Here is a 23791-nt window from a genome sequence, read left to right on the forward strand (position 1 = left end):
GACAGAAGCCCCTCCCCGCCTGAGCGGAGAGGGGCTTCTGTCTTCTATCCATTCACCGCGAGGACTAGCGGTTGAACTTCTTCATCAGGTCGCCGAGGCGGGCCTTGCCCATGTCGCCACCCTGGTGGCGCATGTAGTCACGGTAGTCGGCCTCGCCGCTGAGCACGGCCTTGGCGGAGAGCGCGATCTTCCGGTCGACGGTGTTGATGTCGATGATCTTGACCTCGAGCTCGTCGCCTTCCTTGACCACGTCGGAGGGCTTCTCCACCCGCTCCTCGCGGAGCTCGGAGACGTGGACGAGGCCTTCGATCCCTTCCTCGATCTCCACGAAGGCGCCGAAGTCGGTGACCTTGGTGACCTTGCCCTTCACCACGGAGCCGATGGGGCTGCGCTCGGCGAGCGTGTCCCAGGGATCCTGGTGGAGCTGCTTGATGCCCAGGCTGAACCGCTCGTTCTCGACGTCGATGTTGAGAACGACCGCCTCGACCTCGTCACCCTTCTTGAAGATCTCGCCGGGGTGCTTGATGCGCTGCGTCCACGAGATGTCGGACACGTGCACGAGGCCGTCGATGCCTTCCTCGACGCCCACGAAGACGCCGAAGTCGGTGACGTTGCGGATCTGGCCCTTGATGACGGAGCCGATCGGGTACTTGTCCTCGAGGAGCGTCCAGGGGTTCGGCTCGATCTGCTTCATGCCGAGGGCGATGCGCTTCGCCTTCGGGTCGATGTCGAGAACGACCGCCTCGACCTCGTCGCCCACGTTGACGAGCTTGGACGGGTGCTTGACCCGCTTGGTCCAAGACATCTCGGAGACGTGAACCAGACCCTCGACGCCCTGCTCGATCTCGATGAAGGCGCCGTAGTCGGTGAGCGAGACGATCTTGCCCTTGACGCGGGTGCCGACCGGGTACTTCTCGTCGGCGCGGTGCCAGGGGTCCTCCTGGATCTGCTTGAGGCCCAGGGAGACGCGCTCGGTCTGCGGGTCGAACTTGAGGACGACGACGCGAACCTCGTCACCGACGTTGAAGACCTCGCTCGGGTGGCCGACGCGGCCCCAAGACATGTCGGTGATGTGGAGGAGGCCGTCGATGCCGCCGAGGTCGATGAAGGCGCCGTAGTCGGTGAGGTTCTTGACCACACCCTTGAGGATCGCGCCTTCCTTGAGCTTGAGGAGCGTGTCCTTCTTGAGCTCCTCACGCTGCTTCTCGAGGAGGACCCGGCGGGAGAGCACGATGTTGCCGCGCTTCTTGTTGAACTTGATGACCTTGAAGTCGAAGTCCTTGCCGATGAACTGATCGAGGTTCCGCACCGGGCGGATGTCGACCTGCGAACCGGGGAGGAACGCCTTCACGCCGATGTCGACGGAGAGGCCGCCCTTCACGCGCCCGACGATCATGCCGTGGACCAGCTCGTCGCGCTCGCACGCGGCCGAGATCTCGTCCCAGATCCGCATCTTGTCGGCCTTCTCCTTGGAGAGGACGACCATGCCGGTCTCGTTCTCGCGCGACTCGAGCAGCACCTCGACCGGATCACCGACCTTGACGAGAGTCTCGCCCTTGGCGTTGGTGAACTCCGCGAGCGGGACCTGCCCTTCGGACTTGTAGCCGACGTCGACGATGGCGAAGTCCTTGGTGACCTGGATCACGGTCCCCTTGACGACCTCGCCCTCCTTGAGGACGCCCTCGCCGCCACGCTCCTTGAGCGAGGCCTCGAACAGCTCCGCAAAGCTCTCTTCGTGTTCTTCCGTGTGACCCTGGGTATCAATGCTCATGGAAATGAGAATCTCTCTTCGCTTCTACGAAACGCCCCCTGGTTCACGAATGGGGAACGCCGACACGGGGAGCGATGCCGGGACCCGACAAAATTCAACCGATTTCACGCGGTCTGCGAGAAAACGCGCACGCTAGTCGCGCGATTCCAGGTTGTCAAGCGAGCCCGCAAAGCAGGAGGAGCGGCCTGTCGACACCGGAAATCTGACGTCGACCCGCTCAACGATTGGCGTGCGTCGGCTCGAACGATGGGCTGTGGAACCGGCGCTCCGCTGCCCCGTCCGGCGCGAAGGCCGCGATCGCCCTGGCCACGTCGTCGATCACGTCGTCCGGGGTAGAAGCGCCCGCCGAGATCCCGATCTCGCGGAAGCCGTGGAACCAGCTGACATCCAGCTCGTCCGAGCGCTCCACGTGGTGGACCCGCTCGTGCGGAAGGAACTCCGCCCCGATCTCCGCGAGGTGCCGGGTGTTGGCGCTCATCTTCCCGCCTACGACGATCAGGACCTCGACCTTCTCGCAGAGCTCCCGCACCTCGGTCTGCCGCTCGCCGGTGTCGTAGCAGATCGTGTTGAGGGCCCTCACCTCGCGGAACCTCAGGGAAGCCTCGCCCACGACCTTCTTGAAGTAGGTGGAGTCGTTGGTGGTCTGGGAGATCACCGCGACCTTCTTCACGCCAGGAAGCGCGGGGATCTCCGCGCCGGTGCGGAGGATCGTGTAGGGGCCCTCGGCGTAGGAGGCGACGCCCTTGATCTCGGCGTGGTTCGCGTCGCCGACGATGATCAGGTGGTAGCCGTCCCGGGAGAGGCGCTGGGCCATCACCTGCGGGAACTTCACGTACGGGCACGTGCCGTCGATGACGTCGAGCTTGCGCTCCTTCGCGAGCGCCTGCTGGGGGACCACCGCGCCGTGCGTCCGGATGATCAGGGTGGTGTCGTCCGGGACGTCCTCGACCCGCTCGTAGACCTTGACGCCCTGCGACTCGAACTTGGCGATGACCTGGGGGTTGTGAATCACCGGGCCGAGGGTCGCCACGGGCGCCTTGGCGTCCGCCGTGGTCTCGAGCACCTTGTTCACGGTGCGCCGCACGCCCCAGCAGAAACCCGCAGTCCTCGCGATGGTGATCCTCATCCCGCTCCGTCCTAATCCCGGCTCGAACCCGCCGCCAGCCGTCGTCGCACCTCGGCGACGATCGTGTCCACGACCTCGTCCTTCGACATCGACGTCGAGTCGATCCGCACCGCGTCGTCGGCGGGGCGCAGCGGGGCGATCGGCCGCTCCATGTCGCTGCGATCGCGCTTCTCCTGGTCCGCGAGGACCTCGTCGAAGCCGACCTTCTCGCCCTTTGCCACCAGCTCGTCGTAGCGCCTTCGCGCGCGGGCCTCCGCCGAAGCCGTGAGGAAGAACTTCGCGTCCGCGTCGGGGAAGACGACGGTGCCGATGTCGCGGCCCTCGAGGACCGCGCCGGCCTCCGCGCTACGGGCTAGGCGCCTCTGCAGCTCGAGGAGCCCGCTCCGGACCACGGGCCTCGCGGAGACGGCGGACGCGCCCAGGGAGATCGCGGGCGTGCGGATCTCCTTCGAGACGTCCTCGCCACCCAGGAGGACGGCCTGGCCGCCGCCCTGCACCTGGCGGAGCTCGAGCGGCAGCGACTCGAGCAGGCGTCCGAGCCCGTCGTCGTCGTCGAAAGCGATCCCCGCCCGCGAGGCCGCGAGGGCCACCGTTCGGTAGATCGCGCCGGTGTCGACCAACGTGAACCCGAGCCGCTCTGCGACGAGGCGGCTCACGGTGCTCTTGCCTGCTCCGGCAGGGCCGTCGATGGCGACGAGAAACGCCCTGCCCCCCCCAGGGACATCGTCCTCGTCGCTCACGCCGAGAGGACCTTCTTCAGAGCGCCGAGGAGCTTCTCGTGGTCCTGCTCGGTGCCCGTGTTGATGCGCAGGCTGGAGTGGAAGCCATAGCCCCCCATCGGACGGGTGATCACGCCCTCGCGCAGGAGCGCCTCGAAGAGCGGCATGGCCGGACGGTGGAAGTCCACGAGCATGAAATTCGACTGCGACGGCGTGAGGGACAACCCGAGGCCCGGGAGCTCGGCGGTGAGCTGGTCGAGCCCCTTCCGGTTCAGCTCCACCGTGCGGCGCACGTGCTCCTGATCGTCCAGCGCCGCGATCCCGCCTGCCTGGGCGATCACCGAGACGTTGAAGGGCGCGCGGACCCGGTTCACGAAGTCGACGAGCTCCGGCCGGGCGATGCCGTAGCCCAGGCGCATGCCCGCGAGGCCGTAGGCCTTCGAGAAGGTCCGGAGGATGATGAGGTTGGGGAAGCGGGCGCGGAGCGCCATGGTGTTCGGATAGTCGGCGGCCTGGACGTACTCGAAGTAGGCCTCGTCCATGACGACCAGGACCTTCTCGCCGACCGACTCCAGGAACCGGACGAGCGCGGCCTCGGTCTGGTAGCTGCCCGTGGGGTTGTCGGGGTTGGCGATGAAGACGAGGCGGGTCTTCGGCGTGACCGCAGCCGCCATCGCCTCGAGGTCGTAGTGCCGCTCCTTCATCGGCACCTCGACGAACTTCCGGCCCACCGCCTGCGCCGAGATCTTGTAGACGACGAAGGTGCCCGCGGAGATCAGCAGCTCGTCGTCCCCGTGGACGAAGGTGCGGATCAGGAACTCGATGAGCTCGTTCGAGCCGTTGCCCAGCATGAGCTCGGCCGGGGTCACCTTGAGGAAGTCCGCCAGCCGGTTCTTGAAGTAGAAGCTCGCGCCGTCCGGGTAGAGGTGCATCTTGGGCAGCGCACGGGCGATCGCCTCCATCGCCTTGGGCGACGGCCCGAGCGGGTTCTCGTTCGAGGCCAGCTTGACGGCGTTCTTGATGCCGTACTCGCGCTCGGTCTCCTCGATCGGCTTGCCGGGGACGTAGGGGGAGAGGCTGCTGATGAAGGACGGGACGAGAGACATCGAGACTTCTCCGTGCGGGGTTCAGGCGAAGGGTCGGGCGAACGGTCGGCCCTGAGTCAGACCACTTCCTCATCGAAGACGCCGAGGGCGCGGAACCGCGCGTAGCGGTCGGCCACGAGCTGCTCGGGCGACAGCTTGCGCAGCTCCGCGAGGTGGCGGCGCATCGCCTCCCCGACGTTCTCCGCGGTCTTCGCGTGGTCGCGGTGGGCGCCGCCAGGGGCCTCGGGGACCACCTCGTCGACGATGTTGAAGCCCTTCAGGTCGCGGGCGGTCAAGCGGAGCGCGTCGGCGGCCTTCTCGGCCTTGGTCGGATCCCGGTAGAGGATCGACGAGCAGGCCTCCGGGCTGATCACGGAGTACACGCCGAACTCGAGCATCAGCACCCGGTTGCCCACGCCGAGGGCGATGGCGCCGCCGGAGCCTCCCTCGCCGATCACGGTGCAGATCACGGGGACCGTGAGGCGGGCCATCACCTCGAGGTTGTACGCGATCGCCTCGGCCTGGCCCCGCTCCTCGGCCCCGATCCCGGGATACGCGCCAGCGGTGTCGATGAAGGTCAGGATCGGGCGGCGGAAACGCTCGGCCAGCTCCATGAGCCGCAGCGCCTTCCGGTACCCCTCGGGACGCGGCATCCCGAAGTTGCGCTGCATGTTCTCCTTGGTGGAGCGGCCCTTCTGGTGACCGATCACCAGGACCGGCTCGCCGTCGAAGCGCGCGAAGCCGCCGACGATCGCCGGATCCTCGCCGAAGCGCCGATCGCCGTGGAGCTCGACGAAGTCCGTGAAGAGGTGGCGGACGTAGTCGAGGGTATAGGGCCGGGCCTGGTGCCGGGAGAGCTGCACGATCTGCCAGCGGCTCAGGTCTGCGAAGATCTCCTTCTGGAGCTTCTTCGACTTCTTCTCGAGCTTCACGAGCTCGTCCGCGAAGTCGGCGGTACCGGCGGCGGAGAGCTGCTTCAGCTCCTCGATCTTCGATTCGAGCTCGAGCAGGGGCTTCTCGAACTCCAGCGCGTAATGGCTCATGGGAGGGGCGATTTAGCATCCACGGCGAGCGGAGTAAACGCCGCCATGCGTCGCACACCCTGGATGGCCACCCTGGGCCCATGGGAAGGCTCGCCCTCCTGCTCGCTCTCCTCCTGGCCCCGGCGCACCTCCGCGCCCATCCGGACCACGGTCCCGCGATCCCGTGGTGCCCGCTCTACGACTCCGGAATTGCACGCGAGACCCATGGGGACGCGGCCGTCCGCCTCGCCCGAACGGTCCTCGAGCGGGGCAACCCGACCTACGCCATGCGGATGATCGCCCGGGAGGCGCGGACCTCCGCCGACGCGGCCCTCGTCCTGGCCGAAGCTCTCGAGCAGCTGGGCGATTCGGAGGGCGCAGCCCTGGCGCGGTCGAGGGCGACGCACCTCGCGCCCTGAAGCGTCCGTCTCCGAAGCTGTCGCAAAGAAGCCGGCGACGCTCGACCAGGGTGGGAGCGGATCCGCGCGACCCAACGACAGAAATCTAGCTTGTTTTCCCTGGAATTACAAGCCGTTGACACGTGGTTGCTTCGAGTCCAGGTTCCGCATCCATGACGCCCGCCCTGCACCCCGCCATCGCCGAAGAGGAGGCCCTCCTCGCCCGCGTACACGCCGCCCTCGTCTCGCGAAAGTCCCGGCGCTCGAATCGGGTGTCGTCCGACGAGCTCCGGGAGCTCAGGGACGAGGCAGTGGAGGTACGGGCGGAGGACGCATCGGGCCTCCTCCACGAGCTGGCGCTGAAGCAGCGGCTGCGGAACCTGCCGGATCGCTTCCGCGAGAACGAGGTCTCGGCCGACTCGCCCTACCTCGGGCACCTGCGGATCCGCGACGGCAACGAGGTCCGCGACTACCTCCTCGGCCACGCCACCTTCATCGACGACGGGATCCGGCTGGTCGACTGGCGGGTCGCGCCGGTGGCGCAGATCTTCTACCGCTACCGGGAAGGGGACTCGTTCGAGGAGTCCTTTCCGGGCAGGGACGTGAGCGGCGTGGTGGAGCTTCGCCGGGTGGTCGTGATCCACCGGGGCGTGCTGGTGCAGATCCTCGGCGACGACTTTGCGCTCTGGCGAGGTCCCGATGGCAGCTGGACCTCCGAGGATCGCGCGGTCTTCGCCATGAGCCCCGGCGGCGCAGGGAGCGCCGCGAGGCCGGGGATGCTCGGCGTGGGAATCGGCGAGCGCGAGGCCCGCACCGACGTCACCGCCCTCCTCGACGCCGAGCAGTTCCGGGCGATCTCGACTCCGCCCGAAGAGCCCCTGCTGGTGCTGGGAAGCGCCGGGAGCGGCAAGACTACCGTGGCCCTCCACCGCCTCGCGCGGCTCACCGCGAAGGATCCGGCGCGCTACCCGGTCGCCCGCTCCCGCGTCGTGGTTCCCGAGGAAGGCCTCGCCCGGCTGTCGGCCAGACTCCTGCAGCCCATCGGCGGGGGCCCGGCCCAGGTCCGGACCATGGACTCGGCCTTCGTCGCCCTGGCCAACCACGTATTCGGCAAGCTCCCTCCGCTCTGCATGGAGCCCCCTGCCCTCGTCTCCAGCCTGAAGCGGCACCCGGCCCTCTACGATGCCCTCCGCAAGCGGCTCGGAGGGAAGCGCGACGAGGACGGGGCGCCGTCGCTCCACCGCGAGCCGGAGGCGAGCAATCGAAAAGAAGCGCCCTCGCGCGAAGCGCGAGCTGAAGAAAGCGGGCCCGCACCCGCGGGACCGATTTCTTTATTCGCGCTCCGGCGGAGGCTCGCCACCCTCTTCACCGATCGGACCTTCCTCGGCGGCGTCGTCGCCGCGAGCGGCGGCACGCTGCCAATCCCCGCCATCGAGGACACGGTCCAGCACACGATGAAGCAGCTCGCTGCCACCCTCGATCGGCAGCTCGCCTCGATCACCGACGACGAACGCAAGCAGGCCATCGACGGCAGGAACCTCGCCGAGGGGACCCCGGACGAGCTCGCGGGCTCCATCGACGTGGAGGAGCTCCCGCTGCTCCTCGCGATCCTCGCGTGGAGGGGAGCGCTCCGGCTGCCCGAGGTCTCGCACCTGGTGCTCGACGAAGCGGAGGACTTCTCCCTCTTCGACCTGGAGGCCCTCGCGGGCCTCGTCCGCCGCACCGGCCGCGTCACCCTCGCCGGCGACGAGGCCCAGCAGACCCACGCGAGCTTCGCCGGGTGGGAGCGCTCCCTCGCGACCCTCGGCGTCGCCGGCGCGTCCACCTGCCGCCTGCCCGTCTCCTACCGCTGCCCGAGGCCCATCGCCGAGGTCGCCCGAGAGATTCTGGGGCATCTCGCGCCGCAGGCGCCGGCACGCGCCTCCCGCGACGGGGCGCCGGTGGGACGCTTCGCCTTCCCCGACGAGGCGCAGGCGTGGCTCTTCCTCTCGGGCGCCCTGCGGGATCTCGTCGAGCGGGAGCCCCGCGCGTCGGTGGCGGTGATCGCCCACGACGCTGCCACGGCCCGGCGCTTCCACGGCCTCGTGGAGGAGATCGCCTCCGCCCGGCTCGTCGCCGACGGCAGGTTCACCTTCGAGCCAGGCCTCGACGTCACCGACGTCGACTGCGTGAAGGGCCTCGAGTTCGACTACGTGGTGGTGCCCGACGCGACCGCCGCGGCCTGGCCCGAGACGGACGACGGCCGGAGGCGCCTCCACGTCGCGGTCACCCGTGCGTCACACCAGCTCTGGCTGGTCTCGCCGGGGACGGCTTCGGCCCGCCTGCCCTGAGATCGTCCGGCTCTAGGCCGCCGAGTCGAGCTTCTTCACGAGCGCGTCCGCGTCCGGCGGCCAGGGGAGCCACTCCACCTCGGGCATCGCCCGGAACCACGTGAGCTGCCGCTTCGCGTAGCGGCGCTGCTCGAGGCGGGTGCGCTCGATCGCCTCCTCGAGAGAGAGCGCGCCTTCGGCGTGGGCGAGGGCCTCGCGGTAGCCCATGATCCTCTCGAGCCGCGGCCGGACGCGCTCGTCCCGGGCGAGCCCGACCGCCTCGTCGACCAGCCCCTCCTCGAACATCCGCGCGGCACGTGCCTCGACCCGGCGGTATAGGAGGTCCCTCGGCGGAGACAGGCCCCACACGAGCGGGCGATATCGAGCCTCGCGCAGGGCGTGGCGCGCGTGGTGGGCGCTGATCGTCTCGCCCGTGATGCGATGGACCTCCAGCGCGCGGACGATCCGCACGAGATCCGCCGGCGGCATCCGGGCTGCCGCCTCGGGATCGATCTCCGCGAGCTCCTGGTGGAGGGTCGCCGCCCCCTCCTCCTCCGCGCGCCGGATCAAGGCCTGCCGCAAGGCCTCGTCCTTCGGCGGGGCATCGAAGATCCCATGGAGGAGCGAGCGCAGGTAGAGGCCGGTGCCCCCCACCACGAGGGGGATCCGCCCGCGCGATCGGATCTCGGCGATGGCGGCGTCGGCGCGCTCCACGAACCGCGCGGCGGAGAAGTCCTCCCAGGGCTCGGCCACGTCGATCAGGTGGTGGGGCACCTGCGCGCGCTCCGCCGCCGTCGGCTTGGCGGTGCCGATGTCGAGGCTGCGGTACACCGCCTGCGAGTCGCAGGAGACGATCTCGATCGGCAGCCGCGCAGCGAGCTCGAGGGCCAGGGCCGTCTTCCCGCCTGCCGTCGGTCCGACGATGGCGGCGAGTGGATGCCCCGGGGATCCCATCAGCGTCGCGCGAGCCTCGCCGCGAGCTCCCCGACCAGGTTCACGAGAGCGACCTCCGTCGCCTGGCCGGTGGCGAGCTCCTTCAGCCTGGCGACGCCGGTCTCGAGCTCGGTCGTGCCGAGGACCACCGCGAAGCGCGCGCCCCTCTTGTCCGCCCTCGAGAGCTGCCGGGCGAGCTTGCCACCGCGCAGGTCGATCTCGGCCGAGAGGCCCGCGTTCCGCGCCTCGGTGGCCAGGGCCATGGCCCGATCCCGGGCCGCCTCGTCGCCGAGAGCCACGAAGAGGGCAGGATGCGCCGCGGGGATCCCCTTGGCCTGTGCGAGCAGCGCGCAGATTCGCTCGACGCCCATGCCGAAGCCGGTGGCGGGCGTGTCCGGGCCGCCGAGCATCTTGACCAGGGCGTCGTAGCGGCCGCCGCCGCAGACGGCGGTCTGCTGGCCCGAGCCGAGGGCCGACGCGAGGAACTCGAAGGCGGTCCGCGTGTAGTAATCGAGACCTCGTACCAACCGTGAATCGAGCCGATAGGCGATCCCGAGCGCCTTGGCGCCCGCCTGCACGCGCTCGAAGTGCTCGGAGCAAGGCGCGCAGAGGTGGTCGTACGAGGCGGGCGCTCCGGTGGTGACGGCGCGGCAGCCCTCGTTCTTGCAATCGAGGACGCGGAGCGGGTTCCGCTCGAGGCGATCCCGGCAGTCTCCGCAGAGCTCGTCCGCATGCTTCCGCAGGTAGGCGGTCAGCAGCTCCAGGTAGGCGGGCCGGCATTCGGCGTCACCCAGGCTGTTCAGGCGCAGCTCGATCCCCTCGAGGCCGAGCTCACGGAGGATCGTGTTGCAGATCGCCAGGATCTCCACGTCCGCCTCGGGCGCCGCCACGCCGAAGGACTCCGCTCCGACCTGGTAGAACTGCCGGTAGCGGAACCGCTGCTGCCGCTCGTGGCGGAACATCGGCCCGAGGTACCACCAGCGCTGCACGGGATCCCGCATGCCCAGGCCGTGCTCGACGAACGCGCGGGCGGCGCCGGCAGTGCCCTCCGGCTGGAGCGCCAGCACCTTCTTCCCGGAGCGATCCGGAAACGTGTACATCTCCTTGCCCACGATGTCGGTGGCCTCGCCAACCGACCGGGCGAAGAGCTGGGCCTCCTCTACCACCGGGGTGCGGACCCGGTCGAAGGCGAAGCGCCGAAACGTCTCGCGCACCACGCCCTCGACGTTCTCCCAGATCCGGCTGTTGAAGGGAGACTCCTCGCCCTCCGCCGTGGGGAGGACGTCGTTCATTCCCTTGACCGACGTGATCTTCAAAACGACCTCACTTGGAGCCCGGATCACCCGGGCCATCCAGAGGAACAATCCTCGAGGCGGCAGACCTCCGACGCGGCTCGAGGACGCGACTCCTACCGCGTTTCATGCTGCGACGGGCGCGCGACCCATCAGCCGATCGAATGGCCGATCGCCTGTCCGAGCCTGACGGGAGCGTCCGGGACCAGCGACGAATCCAGCGCAACCTTGCCGGGCTCGAAGACCAGGATCACCGTGCTGCCCATCTCGAACATCCCGAGCTCCGCGCCCTTGGCGATCGGACGCGGCAGATCGTAGCGCACCCGCGAAGGCGGCCCGCCGGAGTTGGTGACCAGGTCGTCGAAGCTGAGGCGGATCCTGCCGACGCAGGTGGCGCCCACCGCGATCACCGCCACGCGTCCCACGGGCGTGTCCATCCAGATGATCACGCGCTCGTTCACCGCGAAGAGCTCGGGCACGCCCCGCACCGAAGGTCGGTTCACCGGCCAGAGGTGGCCGGGGACGTAGCGGTAGCCCAGGATCGTCCCGTCCAGCGGCGCATGGATTCGGTGGTAGTCGCGAGGGGAGAGGTAGAGGGTGGCGTACGCGCCTCCGGCGAAGCGCTCGGCCTCTTCGGAGTCGCCCAGGAGCGCGGCAAGCGAATAGTCGCGGCCCTTGGCCTGGATCAGGCGGCCCGCCTCCGCCACGCCGGCCTGGCTGACGGCGCCGTCCACCGGCGAGACGGGGACCCGCTCGCCCGGCGCGATGGGCCGAAGGCCGGGCTTGAGCTTTCGCGTGAAGAACGCGCCGAAGGAGGGATAGGCCTCGAGCGGGAGCTCGGCCTCGTCGACGGCGACGTCGTACTGCTTGCAGAAGGTGCGGATCGCCGCCTGATGCGCCCCCTGGAGACCATCCACCCGCGTGGCGGTGCCGACCAGGCGGGAAAGGGGCTTCTTGGGCAGCAACTTGACGAAGGCGAGGAAGGCGGCGTCTCTCATGGGCCGCGCACTGTAGCAAAGTGCGCGCGGGCGCGACCTCGAAAGAGGAGCGCCCGGGACTCGCGCGCGCCGCCCCTACCCGCGCGCACTTCGGAAGCGACGCTCAGCGGCGCCGCGCCGCGGGCTCCGCCAGCTCCTCACGCTCCTCGTGAGAGGCGCCTTCCCAGACCTGGCCCTCCTTCAGCTTCCACTCGGCCGGGACCGTCATGCTCCAGGTGAACCGTCCGGACACGTCGTTCCCCGACGCCGAGCGGGAGATCGCGCCGGCCTCGATCGTGACCTTGTCCGCCTCGAACGGCACGAGCGGGAACGCGAAGGAGCCGATGTACGCCATCGGCGGGAAGTCCTCGAGCTTCTGCTCCGGGTAGGGGACGTAGGGCCCGGAGGGCATGTTGAAGCCCGCCTCCGCAACGGGCTTGCCGTTGGTGCCGGCCATCTTCATCTGCACGTCCGGGAAGCTCGCCTGCACGTCGATCCGCGTCTGGACCCCGACCCCGGACTTCTCCTCGATGCGCTTGCGCTGCGCACCCCAGAGGACGAAGCGCCCCTTGACGCCCTTGGCCCCGTCGATGGTCGCGGGCTCGAACTCGAGGAAGTCGAGGCGCAGCGAGGCGTCGCCGGCGCTCAGGACGGGAGCGTACTTGCCGGTCCGCAGGAGGTCCCAGATCTCGCGAACCTGATCATAGGAGGCCTTGTATGCGTCGTACTCGGCGGACTTGAGCTGGCCGCCGGTCTTCCGCTGGTCGAGCTCGGCGAGGTACTTGTCCTCGGCGCCCTTGTACGCAGGGAAGCGGTTGTAGAGTCGCGTCAGCTCGCCGAAGTACCACTTGAAGAGGCTGCGAACCTCGTCGTCGTACCGCGCCGCATCCCCGGTCGCGCGAACGGGGGCCGCCCGCTCCAGGAACTCGCTGCGGAGCTGCTCCTTGGCCAGGCGATACTCGTACATCTCCTGGGTGGAGTTGTACTTGTTGATGGCGATGAAGCAGACGGCGATCACCGCGACGGCGGTGAGCACGATTTTCGCGAGCTGACTCATGGGTGCGAGACTCCTTGCGTTCCCGTCGCGTTCCCGTCCGCCGGGGGCGGCGACGACGCGCGGCTTGCGTTCGAATGCGGAATGCGAGGGCGCACCGTACCGCCTAGCCCGTCGCGAACGCAACAACCGGCGCCCTCGCACGGGAGGCAGCGCGCTCCCGAGCCCTCCCGCCCTGCGACCGGAACCGGGGCCGTCTTCCGGGCCGCCCCGTCGGGCGGGCATCCGAATCGCCAGCCATTCCGCAGGTATGTGGAGGTCGGTAGAAATCTTAGGGGGGGTGGCTAGGCAGCCCGCGCCCGTTCGGCTAGGCTTTTGCGCGAACAATCTCGGACCCGGGGTTCCCATGCGGAGTGCTGCTCTGACGACGATCGCTGTTCTGCTCGCCGTGTTCCTCACGGCCTGCGGGAGCGACCACAAGAACTCGGTCGGTGGCACCGGAGGCATCCCGGGCGAAGCAGGCTCCGGAGGCGGCGGCGCCGACGGCGGCAGCGGTGGCTCGGGCGGCGACGACGATCCGGAACCGGAGACCCCCAAGGTCACCTGTGGCGGCGTCCGCGTCATCGATCTCGACGGCGCCGAGTCCCCGGCCGTGCTCCATGACAAGACCGATACGCTGGATCACTGGACGTCCCGTTGCACGCCGCCCGACTCGGTAGGCAACGACGTCGCGATCCGCTTCCACGCTGGAGCGGCCGGGACCTACCTCTTCAGCACCGAGGGCACCGGCTTCGACACGATGGTCTACGCCTTCGCCGATTGCATGGACGGCTTCAGCGAGCTCGCCTGCCGCGCCAAGGACTCGTCCTCGCGCATCTCGCTCCGGCTCGACGCCGGCCAGATCGTCTACGTGATTGTTGACAGCATGAACGTCCGCGAGTCGCGTCCGTTCACGCTGACCGCGACCCGCGTTACGGCGCCGGCCCCCGTGATCGACAAGGTCGAGGCCTATTACACGGGGACCACCGGTGCGACCGCGATCCGTCTCACGGGCCGCAACCCCGGCAGCCCGCTCGACGCGATCAACATGGACATCTGGGGGGCCGCCCAGAAAATCACCACGTACTCGGCCTTCTTCGATGACCCGGGCTCCGTCTTCCGGGTGGTAAGCGAGGAGGGGGGCACCTTCGTCGTCGAGGGAGCGTTCACGTTCCCCACCTCGGCGGGCCGCATCGCGAGGGTCGACATGAGCGTGATCGACGAGAACGGTCAGGCGAGCGAGATCGTCTCGGAGAGAACCGCCGGTCTCCCGCGAAGGATGCGCGGCGAGGCCTGCGATCCTCGAAAGTTCTTCGACGAGTGCGACTCCCCGAACGTCTGCTTCGTGCAGCCGCCCGCCACCGTCCCCACCTGCCAGATGAACACTCCGCCCGTCCTCGATTCCGCGGTCGTCACCGTGAACTACGAGACCGGCTATTGGGGCATCGTCGTCGAGGGTAGGGACGCCGATTCCAACGCAGCCTTCCTCCGCGTGACCCCTCGAAAGAACCTCACTTCCCAGTACATCGGAGATGGCCCGGCGCTGATTCCCTTCCGCCAGATCACCTACGACGGGGTCGGGAACTTCCGCGGCGTCGTCTCCCTGGCGGCGAGGTTCGACGGCCCCTGCCTCGCCCCGGCCCAGGCCAAACGCGACAGCTGCGAGGGCCGCGGCACGGCTCCCCAGACCTGCTACGACAGCTTCGTGGCCGAGCTCAATCAGTGCTACCGAGACGTGCTCTCGCTGATCACCCGGGTCGACGTCGAGGTGATCGATTGGGCAAACGCCGCATCGGCCCTGATCAAGGTGACCCCCATCGCGGAGGCGCCCGCCGTCGAAGAGGGCGACCTCTGCGATCCCCACGGTGCCACCGGCGCCTGCCCCGACGAGCTCCTCTGCTGGGCCGAGCAGCCGGGCGATGCGGAGGTCTGCCGTGCGAACACGCCGGTCTGCCCGGCGAACTACGGTGTCATCGACCTGATGGCTCATGCGTCCGGGGCCAAGTGGGTCTACCGCGGCAACAACTCCGCGGCGGCGCGCCACGGGGCCGCCTCCTGCGGCGGAGGCGGGCCGAGCGACGTGCTCGCGTTCACCGCACCTTCCGCGGCCACCTACCGCTTCGTGACGTCGGATTTGGGCGAGAAGGTGGACACCGTCGTCTCGCTGCGGCCCTTCTGCCAGCTCGACGGATATGAGCACGTTTGCAACAACCGCGCACTAATCACCAATCCAGGCAGCCAGGTCGAGGCGACGCTTGCCCAGGGCGAGACCGTCTACATCCTCGTGGACAGCGCTCTCGGCGCCGCGACTGGCAACTATACCCTCACGGTCTCTCGCTGAAGATGTTGGGAGGAACGAAGATGACTCGCAATGCTGTCATGGCTGCCGCTGCAGCGGTGCTGCTCGCAGCCTTCGGATGCGGAACCTCAATCGGAGAAGCCGCGGGTCCCGACGGGAACGGCAACGGCATTCACCAGGACCCCCAGCCTGCGGCCGCCTTCGTGCCCGTCTCGCTGGCCCTTCGCGCGGACGCGCCGTTCCGGGTCGGTACGACCGTGAAGCTGCGCGCCGTGGGAACCGACGCCAAGGGAGAGGAGAAGACCCTGACCTCCGGCGTCACGTTCAGCAGCAGCGACGAGGGACTCGCGACGGTCAACGGGAAGGGGCTGGCCGAGTTCCTCGCGCCCGGTCCCGTGTCGTTCACGGCGACGCTCGGTGAGCTCTCGGCCAAGATCGAGGAGCGCTCGCGGTGCGAGTACCCGAGGTTCTCGGCCGAGATCGCGCTCGACAGGACGATGCCGCCGCTGTCCTGGCCGGCCAAGCGCCCCGACGGCACGAGCTTCGATCTGAACCTCGAGGACGTCCGCTGCTCGCCGGAGTGGGCGGATACGCAGACGATCATGATGGTCCTGAGCGCCGGCTGGTGTGGGCCCTGCACGAACTTCTCGAAGTGGCTCGCCGGCGTCGCGAAGAATCCGGACGGCAGCGGCGGAGCCCTGCCGGCCGGCACGCCCGCCCCGTTCCAGCAGTTCGACGAGCTCGGCATGAAGATCGTGATCGTCGAGCTCCAGAACCTGCAGGGAAATCCGGCAGGGGTCGACTTCGCCTACAGCCACATCAAGAGCGACACGAAGGGCAACGTTCCTTCGATCGCGGTCGGCGGCGGAGACACCGTCCCCGGTGACTTCTTCGACAGGTCGACCTACCTCGAGTTCTTCCCGACGATCTTCGTGGTCCGCACCCGCGACATGAGGATCATCGCCGACGGGAAGATCTCGGGTCAGAACCAGAGCATGCCGTTCGCAAGGATCGCGAAGGATCCCGAGGCGGATTGGACCATGCTCGGGCAGCCCGCGTTCAAGAACCGCTGCGGCCCCGGCGACGAGCAGACTGCCTCGAACCACACCGCGAAGGACGCGCTCGCCATCGATCCGGGCACCCACAAGGGCGGGATCTGCCGCGATGCGCCCAGCTTCTACAAGGTCGGCGTCGAGGGTAAGTGGAAGCTCGAGCTCGACTACAAGGCGGACTTCGGGGCTCTCGACGTCTTCATCTGGGACGACGCGAACGGCGGCCTCCTCGAGGTCGACGCCCAGGTCTTCGGCTCCAGCAGCAGCACGGGCCACGAGTCCTTCGAGTACGAGGGCCCCGCGACCGTGATCATCAAGCCCTACCGGCGAGCGAGCTCGCCGTACGTCCTCAAGCTCACGGAGCTCTGATGCGCGTCTGGTTGTTCCTCGCCGCTCTCCTCGTCGGCGCAGGTTGTTCGAATGGCGGAGGCGGCGACACCGGCGGCACGGGTGGAGAGGCCGGCCATGGAGGCCAGCCCGGAACGGGCGGGACCGGTGGAACCGGCGGGACGGGGGGCTCGGGCGGCGGAAACTGGGTTCGGCCCGAGCCGATCGTCTTCGACGAGCCGGACACCGGATGGGCGGCAGTCGCGCCGGACGCGATCGACGCCCTCCTCCCAGGCGAAGCCCGTCCGGCCTCCTGTGGCGAGGAGCACGGCTACGTCTCCTCGGTTCGGGGGTGGGTCGTGGCGCCGGGTGGCGAACCCCTCGGGAACGCGCTCGCCCAGCTCTGCATCCACCCGGTCGGAGGCTCCTTCACCTGCCTCCGGCCGGCCTTCACCAACGGCGAAGGCGTCTACACGGTGGACGTTCCGGAATCCGTCCGTTGCTACGAGCAGGCTGCGCTCAAGGTCTTCCTGCCCGACTCCCAGCGTGCGCCGTCCTATTGCCTGATGGAGGACCACGACGACTCCGCGGTTCGACTCCCCGCCCCCGCGGTGCTCCCGGGCGCCTCTTCGGCCCTCGTCCTCCCGCCCCCGGGCGACGTGAACGCGCCCAGGACCGTGGTCTTCGACGACGGGCTCGAGTTCGAGGTCACCCCCGCGCTCTTCTACAGCGGCCTCGGTGGATACGACGTGCTCGGTGGAAGGCGTGTATCCCCGGACGCCAAGGGCCTCTGCGGCGAGGCGAGCACGTTCGACGGCCTCTACGCCTTCTATCCCGAGGGCACGATCCAGGCGCCGGGCTTCGATATGCGAATCCCCAACGCCACCGGGCTCGCGCCAGGCCGACGCGTCGATCTCTTCGTCCTGGGCGGCCTCGATTGCCAGCTCCTGGACAGCCCGGAACGCACGCCGGTCCCCGAAGCCACCTGGATGAAGTTCGGCGAGGGCCGGGTCTCCGAGGACGGGGCGACCATCGTCGGGGAGGCCCCGCTCCCCTGCTTCACGTGGCTCTCGTACCGAGCGAAGGATTGAACACCATGCGTCGACTTCTGTTCTTCATCGTTGTTGCTGCCGTCATCGGCGCCTGCGGACCCATCGACGACGGCGTCGGCGGCACCGGTGGCGACGGCGGCCAGAGCGATCGGAGCCAGTACCCCACCGGCCCCTACGGCGTGAAAGAGCGCTCGGTCATCGACAACCTCTCGTTCGCCGACGTCGAGGGGGCACCGATCAGCCTGAACGACATCTTCTCGAACGAGAAGAATCGGGTGCTCCTCATCTCCGCCGCAGCCGAGTGGTGCGCGCCGTGCATCGAGGAGAAGCAGAAGCTCGCGGCGCTGTACAACGAGTTCCACGGCCGCGGACTCGAGGTGATGGTCGGCATCTTCCAGAACGCCAAGTCCCAGCCGGCGACCCTCGAGACCATCCGCGCCTGGAGGAACGACCCGAAGGGCGTCCTCCCGTATCACGTGGTGCTCGACGACCAGTTCAAGCTCGGCAACTACTACAACACCGACCTCTTCCCGATGAACATGGTGGTGAATCTCGACGATATGAAGATCGTCAAGATCATGACCAGCTTCGACGAGCCGACCATTCGAGCCGTGATCCAGGGGTACCTCCCGAAATGATGATCCGAAATGCCCTGATTCGTACGCTCCTGGCCCTCTCGGTCCTCTTCATCGCGGCGCCGGCCCTGGCGGACGACGCGCGGTCCCCGGCGCCCGACTTCACCTTGCGCACCCTCTCGGGTGATCGGGTCAAGCTCTCGGACTATCGCGGCAAGGTCGTCCTCCTGAGCTTCTGGGCCACGTGGTGCGGCCCCTGCAAGCAGGAGCTCCCGGTGCTCCAGGCCCTCCTCGATAAGCATGGGAAGGACGGCTTGGCCGTGCTTGCGGTGAACATCGACGATCCGAAGACCGCCGCCGAGGTCCGGCGCTTCGTGGCGGACCGCAAGCTGAGCATGCCCGTGCCGCTCGATTCGGACAGCAAGGTCCTGGGCAAGTTCAACCCGAGGTTCGCCGTTCCGTTCCTCCAGGTGATCGACACCGAGGGCCGGCGCGCCTTCCAGCACACCGGCTTCAGCAGCGGCGCCGAGACGACCCTCGAGGCCGAGGTGGCCTCGCTGCTCGCCCAGAAGCCCGCGACGACCTCCAATCCATGAGAGTCGCGGCCCTGGCCGCCCTCCTCCTCCTCCTCCCGAACCTCGCCGCGGCCGAGAGCCTTCGGCTGCTGAACACCTCGGTGCTCGAGTACCGCGGCGACAACGGGAGCGGAGACAAGGGCGACAAAGATTTCGGCGTCGGGATCAACAAGCTCTATCTCGACGGTCAGATGGATCGAACCTCCGTCGGCGTCCAAGTCGACGCGGTGGCGTTCACCAAATATCCGGACGTGCCCGTCCCGACCGCCGCCAACCCGTCGGCCTACCGGAGCGAAGGGCGCCTCAAGCGGATCTGGCTCACCCATACGCTCGGTGACGCCTCGGTGACCCTCGGCGACTCGTACCTGCAACTCGGGCGCGGGATCGCTCTCTCGCTCCGAAAGGTGGACGAGCTCGGCGCCGACCAGGCGATGCGGGGCGGCGCGCTCTCGTGGCAGGGAGACACGGTCTCGGCCAAGGCCTTCGCAGGCCGCACCAACGTCGCCAACCTCGACACCGCGACGCAGAAGTTCATCGACGATCCGGAGGACACCCTGGCCGGCGCGAGCGGAACCGTGCACGTCGGACGCGCCGACGTCTCGGTGCACGGCCTCTACCTCCAGCCAAAGACGCCGGTCCTCGACGACAAGGACGGCGACCAGACCGTCCTCGGCGGCGCCTTCGTGGACCTGCCCGCGACCGACTGGCTCTCGATCTACTTCGAGGGAGCCATGGAGCAGTATCGGATCGCGAGGATCGACGATCGCGGCACGGCGCTCTACGCCGCCGTCGATCTCGATCTGCAGTTCGCCTCGCTCCTGGTCGAAGGACTGCGCCTGGAGAAATTCCGGGTGATGGGGAGCCAGAACAGCCTGCTCCAGAAGCCGACCGCCTACAACCAGCCTCCGACCCTCGAGCGGATCGATCAGGAGGTCCTCGACAGCGAGAACGCCCAGGGCGGCCGCGCCAAGCTCTCCCGCTCGTTCCTCGACGGGAGCCTGGTCGTCTACACGAGCGGGATGTTCCGCAGGTACGGCACTGCGAGCTCCCTGGCCGACGCCGTCCATGGATACGGCGGTTTCGAGCTGACCTATGGTGACGGCGGCTCGCGCTGGTACGCCAGCGGCGGCTACCGGCAGGAGACGCTCGACGGCGCCGCGTCGCCCTTCAAGACCATGGTCCACGGCGAGACCGACTGGGTGCAGGCGGTCGGCGCCGGCTACGCGCTCCACCTCACCGTGGCCCACGAAAACCGCTCGCTGAAGGCGGACGACGCATCGGACGCGGTCGACCACGTCCGGGGCACGACCATGGTCGGCTTCGACAAGTCGAGGCTCGGCTCGCTCACCGCCGAGATCGGCTACGACACGTCCGGCACGAGCAGCCAGGACTTTTTCCTGGCGGGCATCGCGGCCTGGACGCCGCTGGATTGGCTCGCGATGAAGGCCGTCTTCGGCTCCGAGCGAGGCGGGCTCAAGTGTGTCGGAGGCGTCTGCCGAGAGTTCCCCGCCTTCTCGGGCGTGCGCTTCGAGGCAGCAGCCCAGTACGACCTCTTCTGATCGGACTCCGCCGGTCGGCTCCACCTGCGGGGAGGCGCTCGGTTCCAGGGTCTGATCGGCCTTCGCCGGTCAGACCCAGCCGCGGGCGTGGAGGAGCTCGGCCAGGAGGATGGCGCCCTTGGCGGCGCCCATCTTCGTGTTGTGGGAGACGAGGACGTACTTGGCGCCGTTGCCAAGTGCGGGATCCTCGCGAACACGGCCGACCGTGGTGACCATCCCGTCGCCGGCGTCGCGATCGAGGCGGGGCTGGGGCCGGAACGGGTCGTCGCTCACCTCGATCCAACGCGGCGGCGCCGACGGGAGCCCCTGGACGTCGGGAGCCGAGGCGAACCCGCGGAGGGCCTCGATCAGGCTCTCGGGGGACGCCCGGCGCTCCAGGCGCACGAAGACACTCTCCGTGTGTCCATCGAGCACGGCGACGCGGGTGCAGGTGCACGACACGGCGAGCGGATGGGGCACGATCCCCTCCCCTTCCAGGGTCCCGAGGATCTTCCGGCTCTCGCTGGCGACCTTCTCCTCCTCCTTGGGGATGTAGGGGATCACGTTGTCGACGACGTCCAGGGCGGGGACGCCCGGCGACCGGCCGGCGCCCGAGACCGCCTGCATCGAGGTCATCAGCGCGAGCTCGACCCCGAAGGAGCGGACGAGGGGCGCGAGCGTGATGGCGAGGCCGGTGGTGGTGCAGTTGGGGATCGGCGCGACGAAGCCCTTCCAACCGCGCCGGCGCTGCTGGATCCCGAGGAGCTCGACGTGGTCGGGGTTGACCGGCGGGACGATCAGCGGGACGTCGTCCTCGTAGCGAAAGGCGCTGGCGGTAGAGACCACGGGCGTGGTCCGGGCGATCCGGGCCTCCAGCTCGCGGGCCTGCTCTCCATCGACGGCCGAGAAGACCAGGCCGAGTCCCGCAGGGTCCAGGCGGCTCGCGTCCTCGACGATCAGCTCGCCAAACGCCTCCGGGAGCGGCCCGCCGGCGAACCAGCGGCTGGCGCCCTGCTCGTCGCGGATCGCGTCGCGGTACGCCTTGCCGGCGCTCCTGCTGCTCGCGGCCACGGCGACGAGATCGAAGATCGGATGGCGGCCGAGGGCCGCCAGGAACTGCTGGCCGGCGAGGCCTGTGGCGCCGATCACGGCGACGGGGATTCGCTTCATGGTTCCTCGTTGGCGACGAGCGCGACGTGGATCCCGGATGGGATTCCGCCCGGCGCCGCTCGCCTTCTCAGGGGCCGGTCTCTCCGAATGGGCGGACGCTCTTCTTTTCGTCTGCTCCGCCTTCGGCTCCTCGAGAGAGCTCCTGCCGCGCGCCGGAGAGCTCCGCGCTGGTGGATCGCAGCCGCTCGGAGAGCGCCTGGACCAGGCTCCAGAGGAGCTTCACCGCGAGGACGGGCTCCTTGCGCATGAGCGCCATGAGCTCGGTCCGGCCCAGCTCGATGCACCGCGTCGGCTCGAGCGCCCTCACCGAGGCGGAGCGGCTGGCGGGCTCGATGAGGCCCATCTCGCCGAAGTGGCCTCCGCGGCCGATCTCCGCAATGCGGGTGCCGCCGGCCTCCACGGCGACCTTGCCCTTCACCACGACGAAGAGCTGCGCGCCCGGCTCCCCCTCGTTCAGGATCGGCTCGCCGGCCTCGAAGGAGCGCGAGTTCGCGATGGCCAGGGCGGCCATCTGCTCCTTGTAGGAGAGGTGCATGAAGAGGGGGATCCGGCGGAGCGCGTCGATCCGCGCCTCGGCCTCCCCCACCTGGCCCGCTGCGCCCTGGGCGTGGACCGTGATCACGGTGATGTTGTCGCGTCCGCCTCGCTCGTTCGCGAGATCGATCAGCGAACGGGGGAGCATAGAAGCCGGGGCGGCGGTGAAGACCGCGGAGGTCTCCTCGTCGTCGACGTAGCCGCAGAGCCCGTCCGAGCAAAGGATGAAGACGTCGTCGGCCTGCACGTCGGTGAGAAGGGTGTCGACGTGGACCGACTCCTGGATCCCCACAGCCCGGGTGATCACGTTCCGATAGGGCGACGTCTCCGCCTGCTCTCGCGTGATCACGCCCTGCTTGAGCTGCGCCTGGACGAGCGTGTGATCCTCGGTCAGCCGATGGACCTGACCGCCACGCACCAAATAGATGCGCGAGTCGCCGACGTGGCCAATCACGCCCTTCTCGCCCGAGACGATGAGCGCCACGCAGGTCGTTCCCATCCCGCGCTTGGACGCGTCGGCCTGGGCGAGCCGATAGACCTCGGCGCAGGCACGCTGGATGGCGGCCTCCACGAGCTGCACCGCCGCCGCGCCGCTCTTGGGCGACGGATCCGCCGCCAGAGCCGCCACGACGTCGGCGTGGGCGGCGACGTGCTCGCGGATGACCTCGAGCGTACGGGCAGCGGCCACCTCTCCGGCGGCGTGTCCGCCCATCCCGTCGCAGACCGCGTAGAGCCCGAGCTCGTCGTCGGCGAGGAAGGCGTCCTCGTTGTCCTTGCGCCGGCGCCCGACGTCCGTGGCGCCGAATGAAGCGACCTTCATGGAGTCCCACCCCACCCGCATGGATGGCCGTTCGAGATCGGACGAATCTTGGGCGAAGCGGCTGGAAGCGTCAATTGCTCGTTGGATCCGCGAGAGCTCCGCTCTCCGGCTTCGCGAGGAGCGCCCTCGCCTGCGCGTCCAGCGCCGGCCGGACCCTGGCGAGGTAGGGCGAAGCCACGATCGGCTTGGCGTAGAACGGGTCGCTGCCAGCGTAATAGAGGGCCCGTGCCAGGTGATCGGCGGCCCCGGAGGGATCGCCGAGGGTCGCGGCGAGGTGCGCCCGGACCAGGTGGAGGCATGGGGCCTCGGGATGCCGGCCGAGAGCGCGCCGAAGGAGCCGTCGCACGACCACCTCGCCCATCTCCAGGCTCCAGAGAGAGATCCGGAGGGTCTCCAGGTGTGCCTCCAGGCCACTCCACGCCGGCGTTCTCATCGGCGCATCCCCCAGGCGCCGCAGCGAGGCCAGGGCGGCCGCCGCAGCGGCGTGACGGGTCGGACCGGGCGGGAGCGAGTCGGCGTGTCGCGCCTCGGACATCGCCACGAAGCGCACCGCGAGGCTCTCTCCGGATTCGGGCGCCGTGGCATCGTGGGCCAGGGCCTCCAGCTCCCGCTCCAGCGCCAGGTGGTCGTAGGCCGAGAGGGCCGGGAGGTCCGGCCCCCTTCGTCTCCCGATGGCCGCCCTCACCCTCCGCCACACGAGCAGGTAGCAGGCGTATGAGCCTCCGACAGTCGCGAGCGCGGGGACGAGCTCCATTCGTGACCTCCCGGGACGTGTGGGGAAGCCGAACCCGAAAACGGGTCCGCGTCCATCACGCCGCGGTTCGCGCGAGAGCGCCTCTCTCCATCTTCGCCGCCCCCGAGATCGGGTGGCGGCCCTTGAACCCGACGAGACCTGGTTCGCCGATGCCAGGAAGAATGAAAAAGGCCCCGGCAGCTCGAAGTCTACCGGGGCCCTGATTTTCTGGAGGCGCCACCCGGATTTGAACCGGGGAATCGAGGTTTTGCAGACCTCTGCCTTACCACTTGGCTATGGCGCCGAAGGGATGGCGGTTCTACCTGCGCGAGGCCCCGATCGTCAAGTTCGAATCGTCCGCGATCAGGCATAGCGAGTGAAGCAATCGGGCCCGCAGGAGCGGGCCCGACTTCGCGAGAACCGGCGGCGACGCACGTGCGCCGCCGCCGGG

Annotated in this window: 20 protein-coding genes and 1 tRNA gene; 8 read left to right on the forward strand and 13 right to left on the reverse strand. The window is 68.9% G+C overall.

Translation table 11 applies throughout. The features are described from left to right. Window positions 1-64 precede the first annotated feature (64 nt). From AKJ08_RS09390 to AKJ08_RS09410, 5 genes are all read right to left on the reverse strand, one after another. On the reverse strand, window positions 65-1771 hold the full coding sequence (locus AKJ08_RS09390) for a 30S ribosomal protein S1 (protein WP_050725833.1): 1707 nt from the start codon (window positions 1769-1771) through the stop codon (window positions 65-67). A 217-nt stretch (window positions 1772-1988) separates the two neighbouring features. Continuing rightward, entirely contained in the window at window positions 1989-2897 is a 909-nt protein-coding gene (ispH, locus tag AKJ08_RS09395; RefSeq protein WP_082343008.1) for a 4-hydroxy-3-methylbut-2-enyl diphosphate reductase, read from the reverse strand. A gap of 11 nt (window positions 2898-2908) precedes the next feature. Beyond that, window positions 2909-3637, reverse strand: a complete 729-nt coding sequence (cmk, locus tag AKJ08_RS09400; protein ID WP_050725834.1) for a (d)CMP kinase — start codon at window positions 3635-3637, stop codon at window positions 2909-2911. Next, a complete protein-coding gene (gene hisC, locus AKJ08_RS09405; protein ID WP_050725835.1) occupies window positions 3634-4722 on the reverse strand; it encodes a histidinol-phosphate transaminase in 1089 nt (362 codons plus the stop codon). The genes cmk and hisC overlap by 4 nt, the downstream gene beginning before the upstream one ends. A gap of 56 nt (window positions 4723-4778) precedes the next feature. After that, window positions 4779-5744 carry an acetyl-CoA carboxylase carboxyltransferase subunit alpha gene (locus tag AKJ08_RS09410; protein ID WP_050725836.1) on the reverse strand — a complete coding sequence of 322 codons (966 nt, stop codon included), beginning with the start codon at window positions 5742-5744 and terminating at the stop codon, window positions 4779-4781. An 80-nt stretch (window positions 5745-5824) separates the two neighbouring features. Between AKJ08_RS09410 and AKJ08_RS09415 the strand changes: the two genes are divergently transcribed. Further along, window positions 5825-6142, forward strand: a complete 318-nt coding sequence (locus tag AKJ08_RS09415) for a hypothetical protein (RefSeq protein ID WP_050725837.1) — start codon at window positions 5825-5827, stop codon at window positions 6140-6142. Between the two features lie 152 nt (window positions 6143-6294). Further along, window positions 6295-8451, forward strand: coding sequence for an ATP-binding domain-containing protein (locus tag AKJ08_RS09420; RefSeq protein WP_050725838.1), 2157 nt, complete (start codon window positions 6295-6297; stop codon window positions 8449-8451). A gap of 12 nt (window positions 8452-8463) precedes the next feature. Here AKJ08_RS09420 and miaA read toward each other — a convergent pair whose 3' ends face one another. The 4 genes from miaA to AKJ08_RS09440 all read right to left on the reverse strand — a co-directional run bounded on the left by miaA (window position 8464) and on the right by AKJ08_RS09440 (window position 12689). Further along, on the reverse strand, window positions 8464-9384 hold the full coding sequence (miaA, locus tag AKJ08_RS09425) for a tRNA (adenosine(37)-N6)-dimethylallyltransferase MiaA (protein WP_050725839.1): 921 nt from the start codon (window positions 9382-9384) through the stop codon (window positions 8464-8466). Next, window positions 9384-10679, reverse strand: a complete 1296-nt coding sequence (gene hisS / locus AKJ08_RS09430) for a histidine--tRNA ligase (RefSeq protein ID WP_050725840.1) — start codon at window positions 10677-10679, stop codon at window positions 9384-9386. Before hisS ends, miaA begins: the two co-directional genes overlap by 1 nt. Before the next feature lie 128 nt (window positions 10680-10807). Further along, a complete protein-coding gene (gene asd / locus AKJ08_RS09435; RefSeq protein WP_050725841.1) occupies window positions 10808-11653 on the reverse strand; it encodes an archaetidylserine decarboxylase in 846 nt (281 codons plus the stop codon). Between the two features lie 103 nt (window positions 11654-11756). Further along, complete coding sequence (locus tag AKJ08_RS09440) at window positions 11757-12689, reverse strand: hypothetical protein (RefSeq protein WP_050725842.1); 933 nt, start codon at window positions 12687-12689, stop codon at window positions 11757-11759. Window positions 12690-13032: 343 nt separating this feature from the next. Here AKJ08_RS09440 and AKJ08_RS09445 point away from each other — a divergent pair, with 343 nt between their 5' ends. The 6 genes from AKJ08_RS09445 to AKJ08_RS09470 are packed head-to-tail and all read left to right on the forward strand — an operon-like array spanning window position 13033 to window position 20104. Then, window positions 13033-15006, forward strand: coding sequence for a hypothetical protein (locus tag AKJ08_RS09445; protein WP_157370592.1), 1974 nt, complete (start codon window positions 13033-13035; stop codon window positions 15004-15006). A 20-nt stretch (window positions 15007-15026) separates the two neighbouring features. Then, window positions 15027-16385, forward strand: coding sequence for an Ig-like domain-containing protein (locus AKJ08_RS09450; RefSeq protein ID WP_157370593.1), 1359 nt, complete (start codon window positions 15027-15029; stop codon window positions 16383-16385). Next, window positions 16385-17434, forward strand: coding sequence for a hypothetical protein (locus tag AKJ08_RS20125; RefSeq protein WP_050725845.1), 1050 nt, complete (start codon window positions 16385-16387; stop codon window positions 17432-17434). The genes AKJ08_RS09450 and AKJ08_RS20125 overlap by 1 nt, the downstream gene beginning before the upstream one ends. A gap of 5 nt (window positions 17435-17439) precedes the next feature. After that, complete coding sequence (locus AKJ08_RS19260) at window positions 17440-18033, forward strand: TlpA family protein disulfide reductase (protein WP_050725846.1); 594 nt, start codon at window positions 17440-17442, stop codon at window positions 18031-18033. Continuing rightward, window positions 18030-18566: a TlpA disulfide reductase family protein gene (locus AKJ08_RS09465; RefSeq protein ID WP_050725847.1), complete on the forward strand. Its 537-nt coding sequence runs from the start codon at window positions 18030-18032 to the stop codon at window positions 18564-18566. The genes AKJ08_RS19260 and AKJ08_RS09465 overlap by 4 nt, the downstream gene beginning before the upstream one ends. Next, window positions 18563-20104 (forward strand): hypothetical protein, encoded by a 1542-nt coding sequence (locus tag AKJ08_RS09470; RefSeq protein ID WP_050725848.1) that lies wholly within the window; start codon window positions 18563-18565, stop codon window positions 20102-20104. The genes AKJ08_RS09465 and AKJ08_RS09470 overlap by 4 nt, the downstream gene beginning before the upstream one ends. Window positions 20105-20173: 69 nt before the next feature. On the opposite strand, the gene asd (AKJ08_RS09475) is transcribed toward AKJ08_RS09470, so the two are convergent. The 4 genes from asd (AKJ08_RS09475) to AKJ08_RS09490 all read right to left on the reverse strand — a co-directional run bounded on the left by asd (AKJ08_RS09475) (window position 20174) and on the right by AKJ08_RS09490 (window position 23644). Further along, entirely contained in the window at window positions 20174-21253 is a 1080-nt protein-coding gene (gene asd / locus AKJ08_RS09475) for an aspartate-semialdehyde dehydrogenase (RefSeq protein WP_050725849.1), read from the reverse strand. 67 nt (window positions 21254-21320) lie between these two features. Next, a complete protein-coding gene (locus tag AKJ08_RS09480) occupies window positions 21321-22607 on the reverse strand; it encodes a Stp1/IreP family PP2C-type Ser/Thr phosphatase (RefSeq protein ID WP_205624706.1) in 1287 nt (428 codons plus the stop codon). A gap of 70 nt (window positions 22608-22677) precedes the next feature. Further along, on the reverse strand, window positions 22678-23361 hold the full coding sequence (locus AKJ08_RS09485) for a hypothetical protein (RefSeq protein ID WP_050725850.1): 684 nt from the start codon (window positions 23359-23361) through the stop codon (window positions 22678-22680). Window positions 23362-23569: 208 nt separating this feature from the next. Continuing rightward, window positions 23570-23644: transfer RNA gene (locus AKJ08_RS09490), tRNA-Cys, on the reverse strand. Between the last annotated feature and the right edge of the window lie 147 nt (window positions 23645-23791).

This window comes from Vulgatibacter incomptus, assembly GCF_001263175.1.
In the GTDB taxonomy this organism is placed as follows: domain Bacteria; phylum Myxococcota; class Myxococcia; order Myxococcales; family Vulgatibacteraceae; genus Vulgatibacter; species Vulgatibacter incomptus.

What these genes read in the sequence shown, in the direction of transcription:
- AKJ08_RS09390 (WP_050725833.1), bottom strand. Translation starts at nt 1,771, where the DNA reads ATGAGCATTGATACCCAGGGTCACACGGAAGAACACGAAGAGAGCTTT.
- ispH (WP_082343008.1), bottom strand. Translation starts at nt 2,897, where the DNA reads ATGAGGATCACCATCGCGAGGACTGCGGGTTTCTGCTGGGGCGTGCGG.
- hisC (WP_050725835.1), bottom strand. Translation starts at nt 4,722, where the DNA reads ATGTCTCTCGTCCCGTCCTTCATCAGCAGCCTCTCCCCCTACGTCCCC.
- AKJ08_RS09410 (WP_050725836.1), bottom strand. Translation starts at nt 5,744, where the DNA reads ATGAGCCATTACGCGCTGGAGTTCGAGAAGCCCCTGCTCGAGCTCGAA.
- AKJ08_RS09415 (WP_050725837.1), top strand. Translation starts at nt 5,825, where the DNA reads ATGGGAAGGCTCGCCCTCCTGCTCGCTCTCCTCCTGGCCCCGGCGCAC.
- AKJ08_RS09420 (WP_050725838.1), top strand. Translation starts at nt 6,295, where the DNA reads ATGACGCCCGCCCTGCACCCCGCCATCGCCGAAGAGGAGGCCCTCCTC.
- miaA (WP_050725839.1), bottom strand. Translation starts at nt 9,384, where the DNA reads ATGGGATCCCCGGGGCATCCACTCGCCGCCATCGTCGGACCGACGGCA.
- asd (WP_050725841.1), bottom strand. Translation starts at nt 11,653, where the DNA reads ATGAGAGACGCCGCCTTCCTCGCCTTCGTCAAGTTGCTGCCCAAGAAG.
- AKJ08_RS09440 (WP_050725842.1), bottom strand. Translation starts at nt 12,689, where the DNA reads ATGAGTCAGCTCGCGAAAATCGTGCTCACCGCCGTCGCGGTGATCGCC.
- AKJ08_RS09445 (WP_157370592.1), top strand. Translation starts at nt 13,033, where the DNA reads ATGCGGAGTGCTGCTCTGACGACGATCGCTGTTCTGCTCGCCGTGTTC.
- AKJ08_RS09450 (WP_157370593.1), top strand. Translation starts at nt 15,027, where the DNA reads ATGACTCGCAATGCTGTCATGGCTGCCGCTGCAGCGGTGCTGCTCGCA.
- AKJ08_RS20125 (WP_050725845.1), top strand. Translation starts at nt 16,385, where the DNA reads ATGCGCGTCTGGTTGTTCCTCGCCGCTCTCCTCGTCGGCGCAGGTTGT.
- AKJ08_RS19260 (WP_050725846.1), top strand. Translation starts at nt 17,440, where the DNA reads ATGCGTCGACTTCTGTTCTTCATCGTTGTTGCTGCCGTCATCGGCGCC.
- AKJ08_RS09465 (WP_050725847.1), top strand. Translation starts at nt 18,030, where the DNA reads ATGATGATCCGAAATGCCCTGATTCGTACGCTCCTGGCCCTCTCGGTC.
- AKJ08_RS09470 (WP_050725848.1), top strand. Translation starts at nt 18,563, where the DNA reads ATGAGAGTCGCGGCCCTGGCCGCCCTCCTCCTCCTCCTCCCGAACCTC.
- asd (WP_050725849.1), bottom strand. Translation starts at nt 21,253, where the DNA reads ATGAAGCGAATCCCCGTCGCCGTGATCGGCGCCACAGGCCTCGCCGGC.
- AKJ08_RS09480 (WP_205624706.1), bottom strand. Translation starts at nt 22,607, where the DNA reads ATGAAGGTCGCTTCATTCGGCGCCACGGACGTCGGGCGCCGGCGCAAG.
- AKJ08_RS09485 (WP_050725850.1), bottom strand. Translation starts at nt 23,361, where the DNA reads ATGGAGCTCGTCCCCGCGCTCGCGACTGTCGGAGGCTCATACGCCTGC.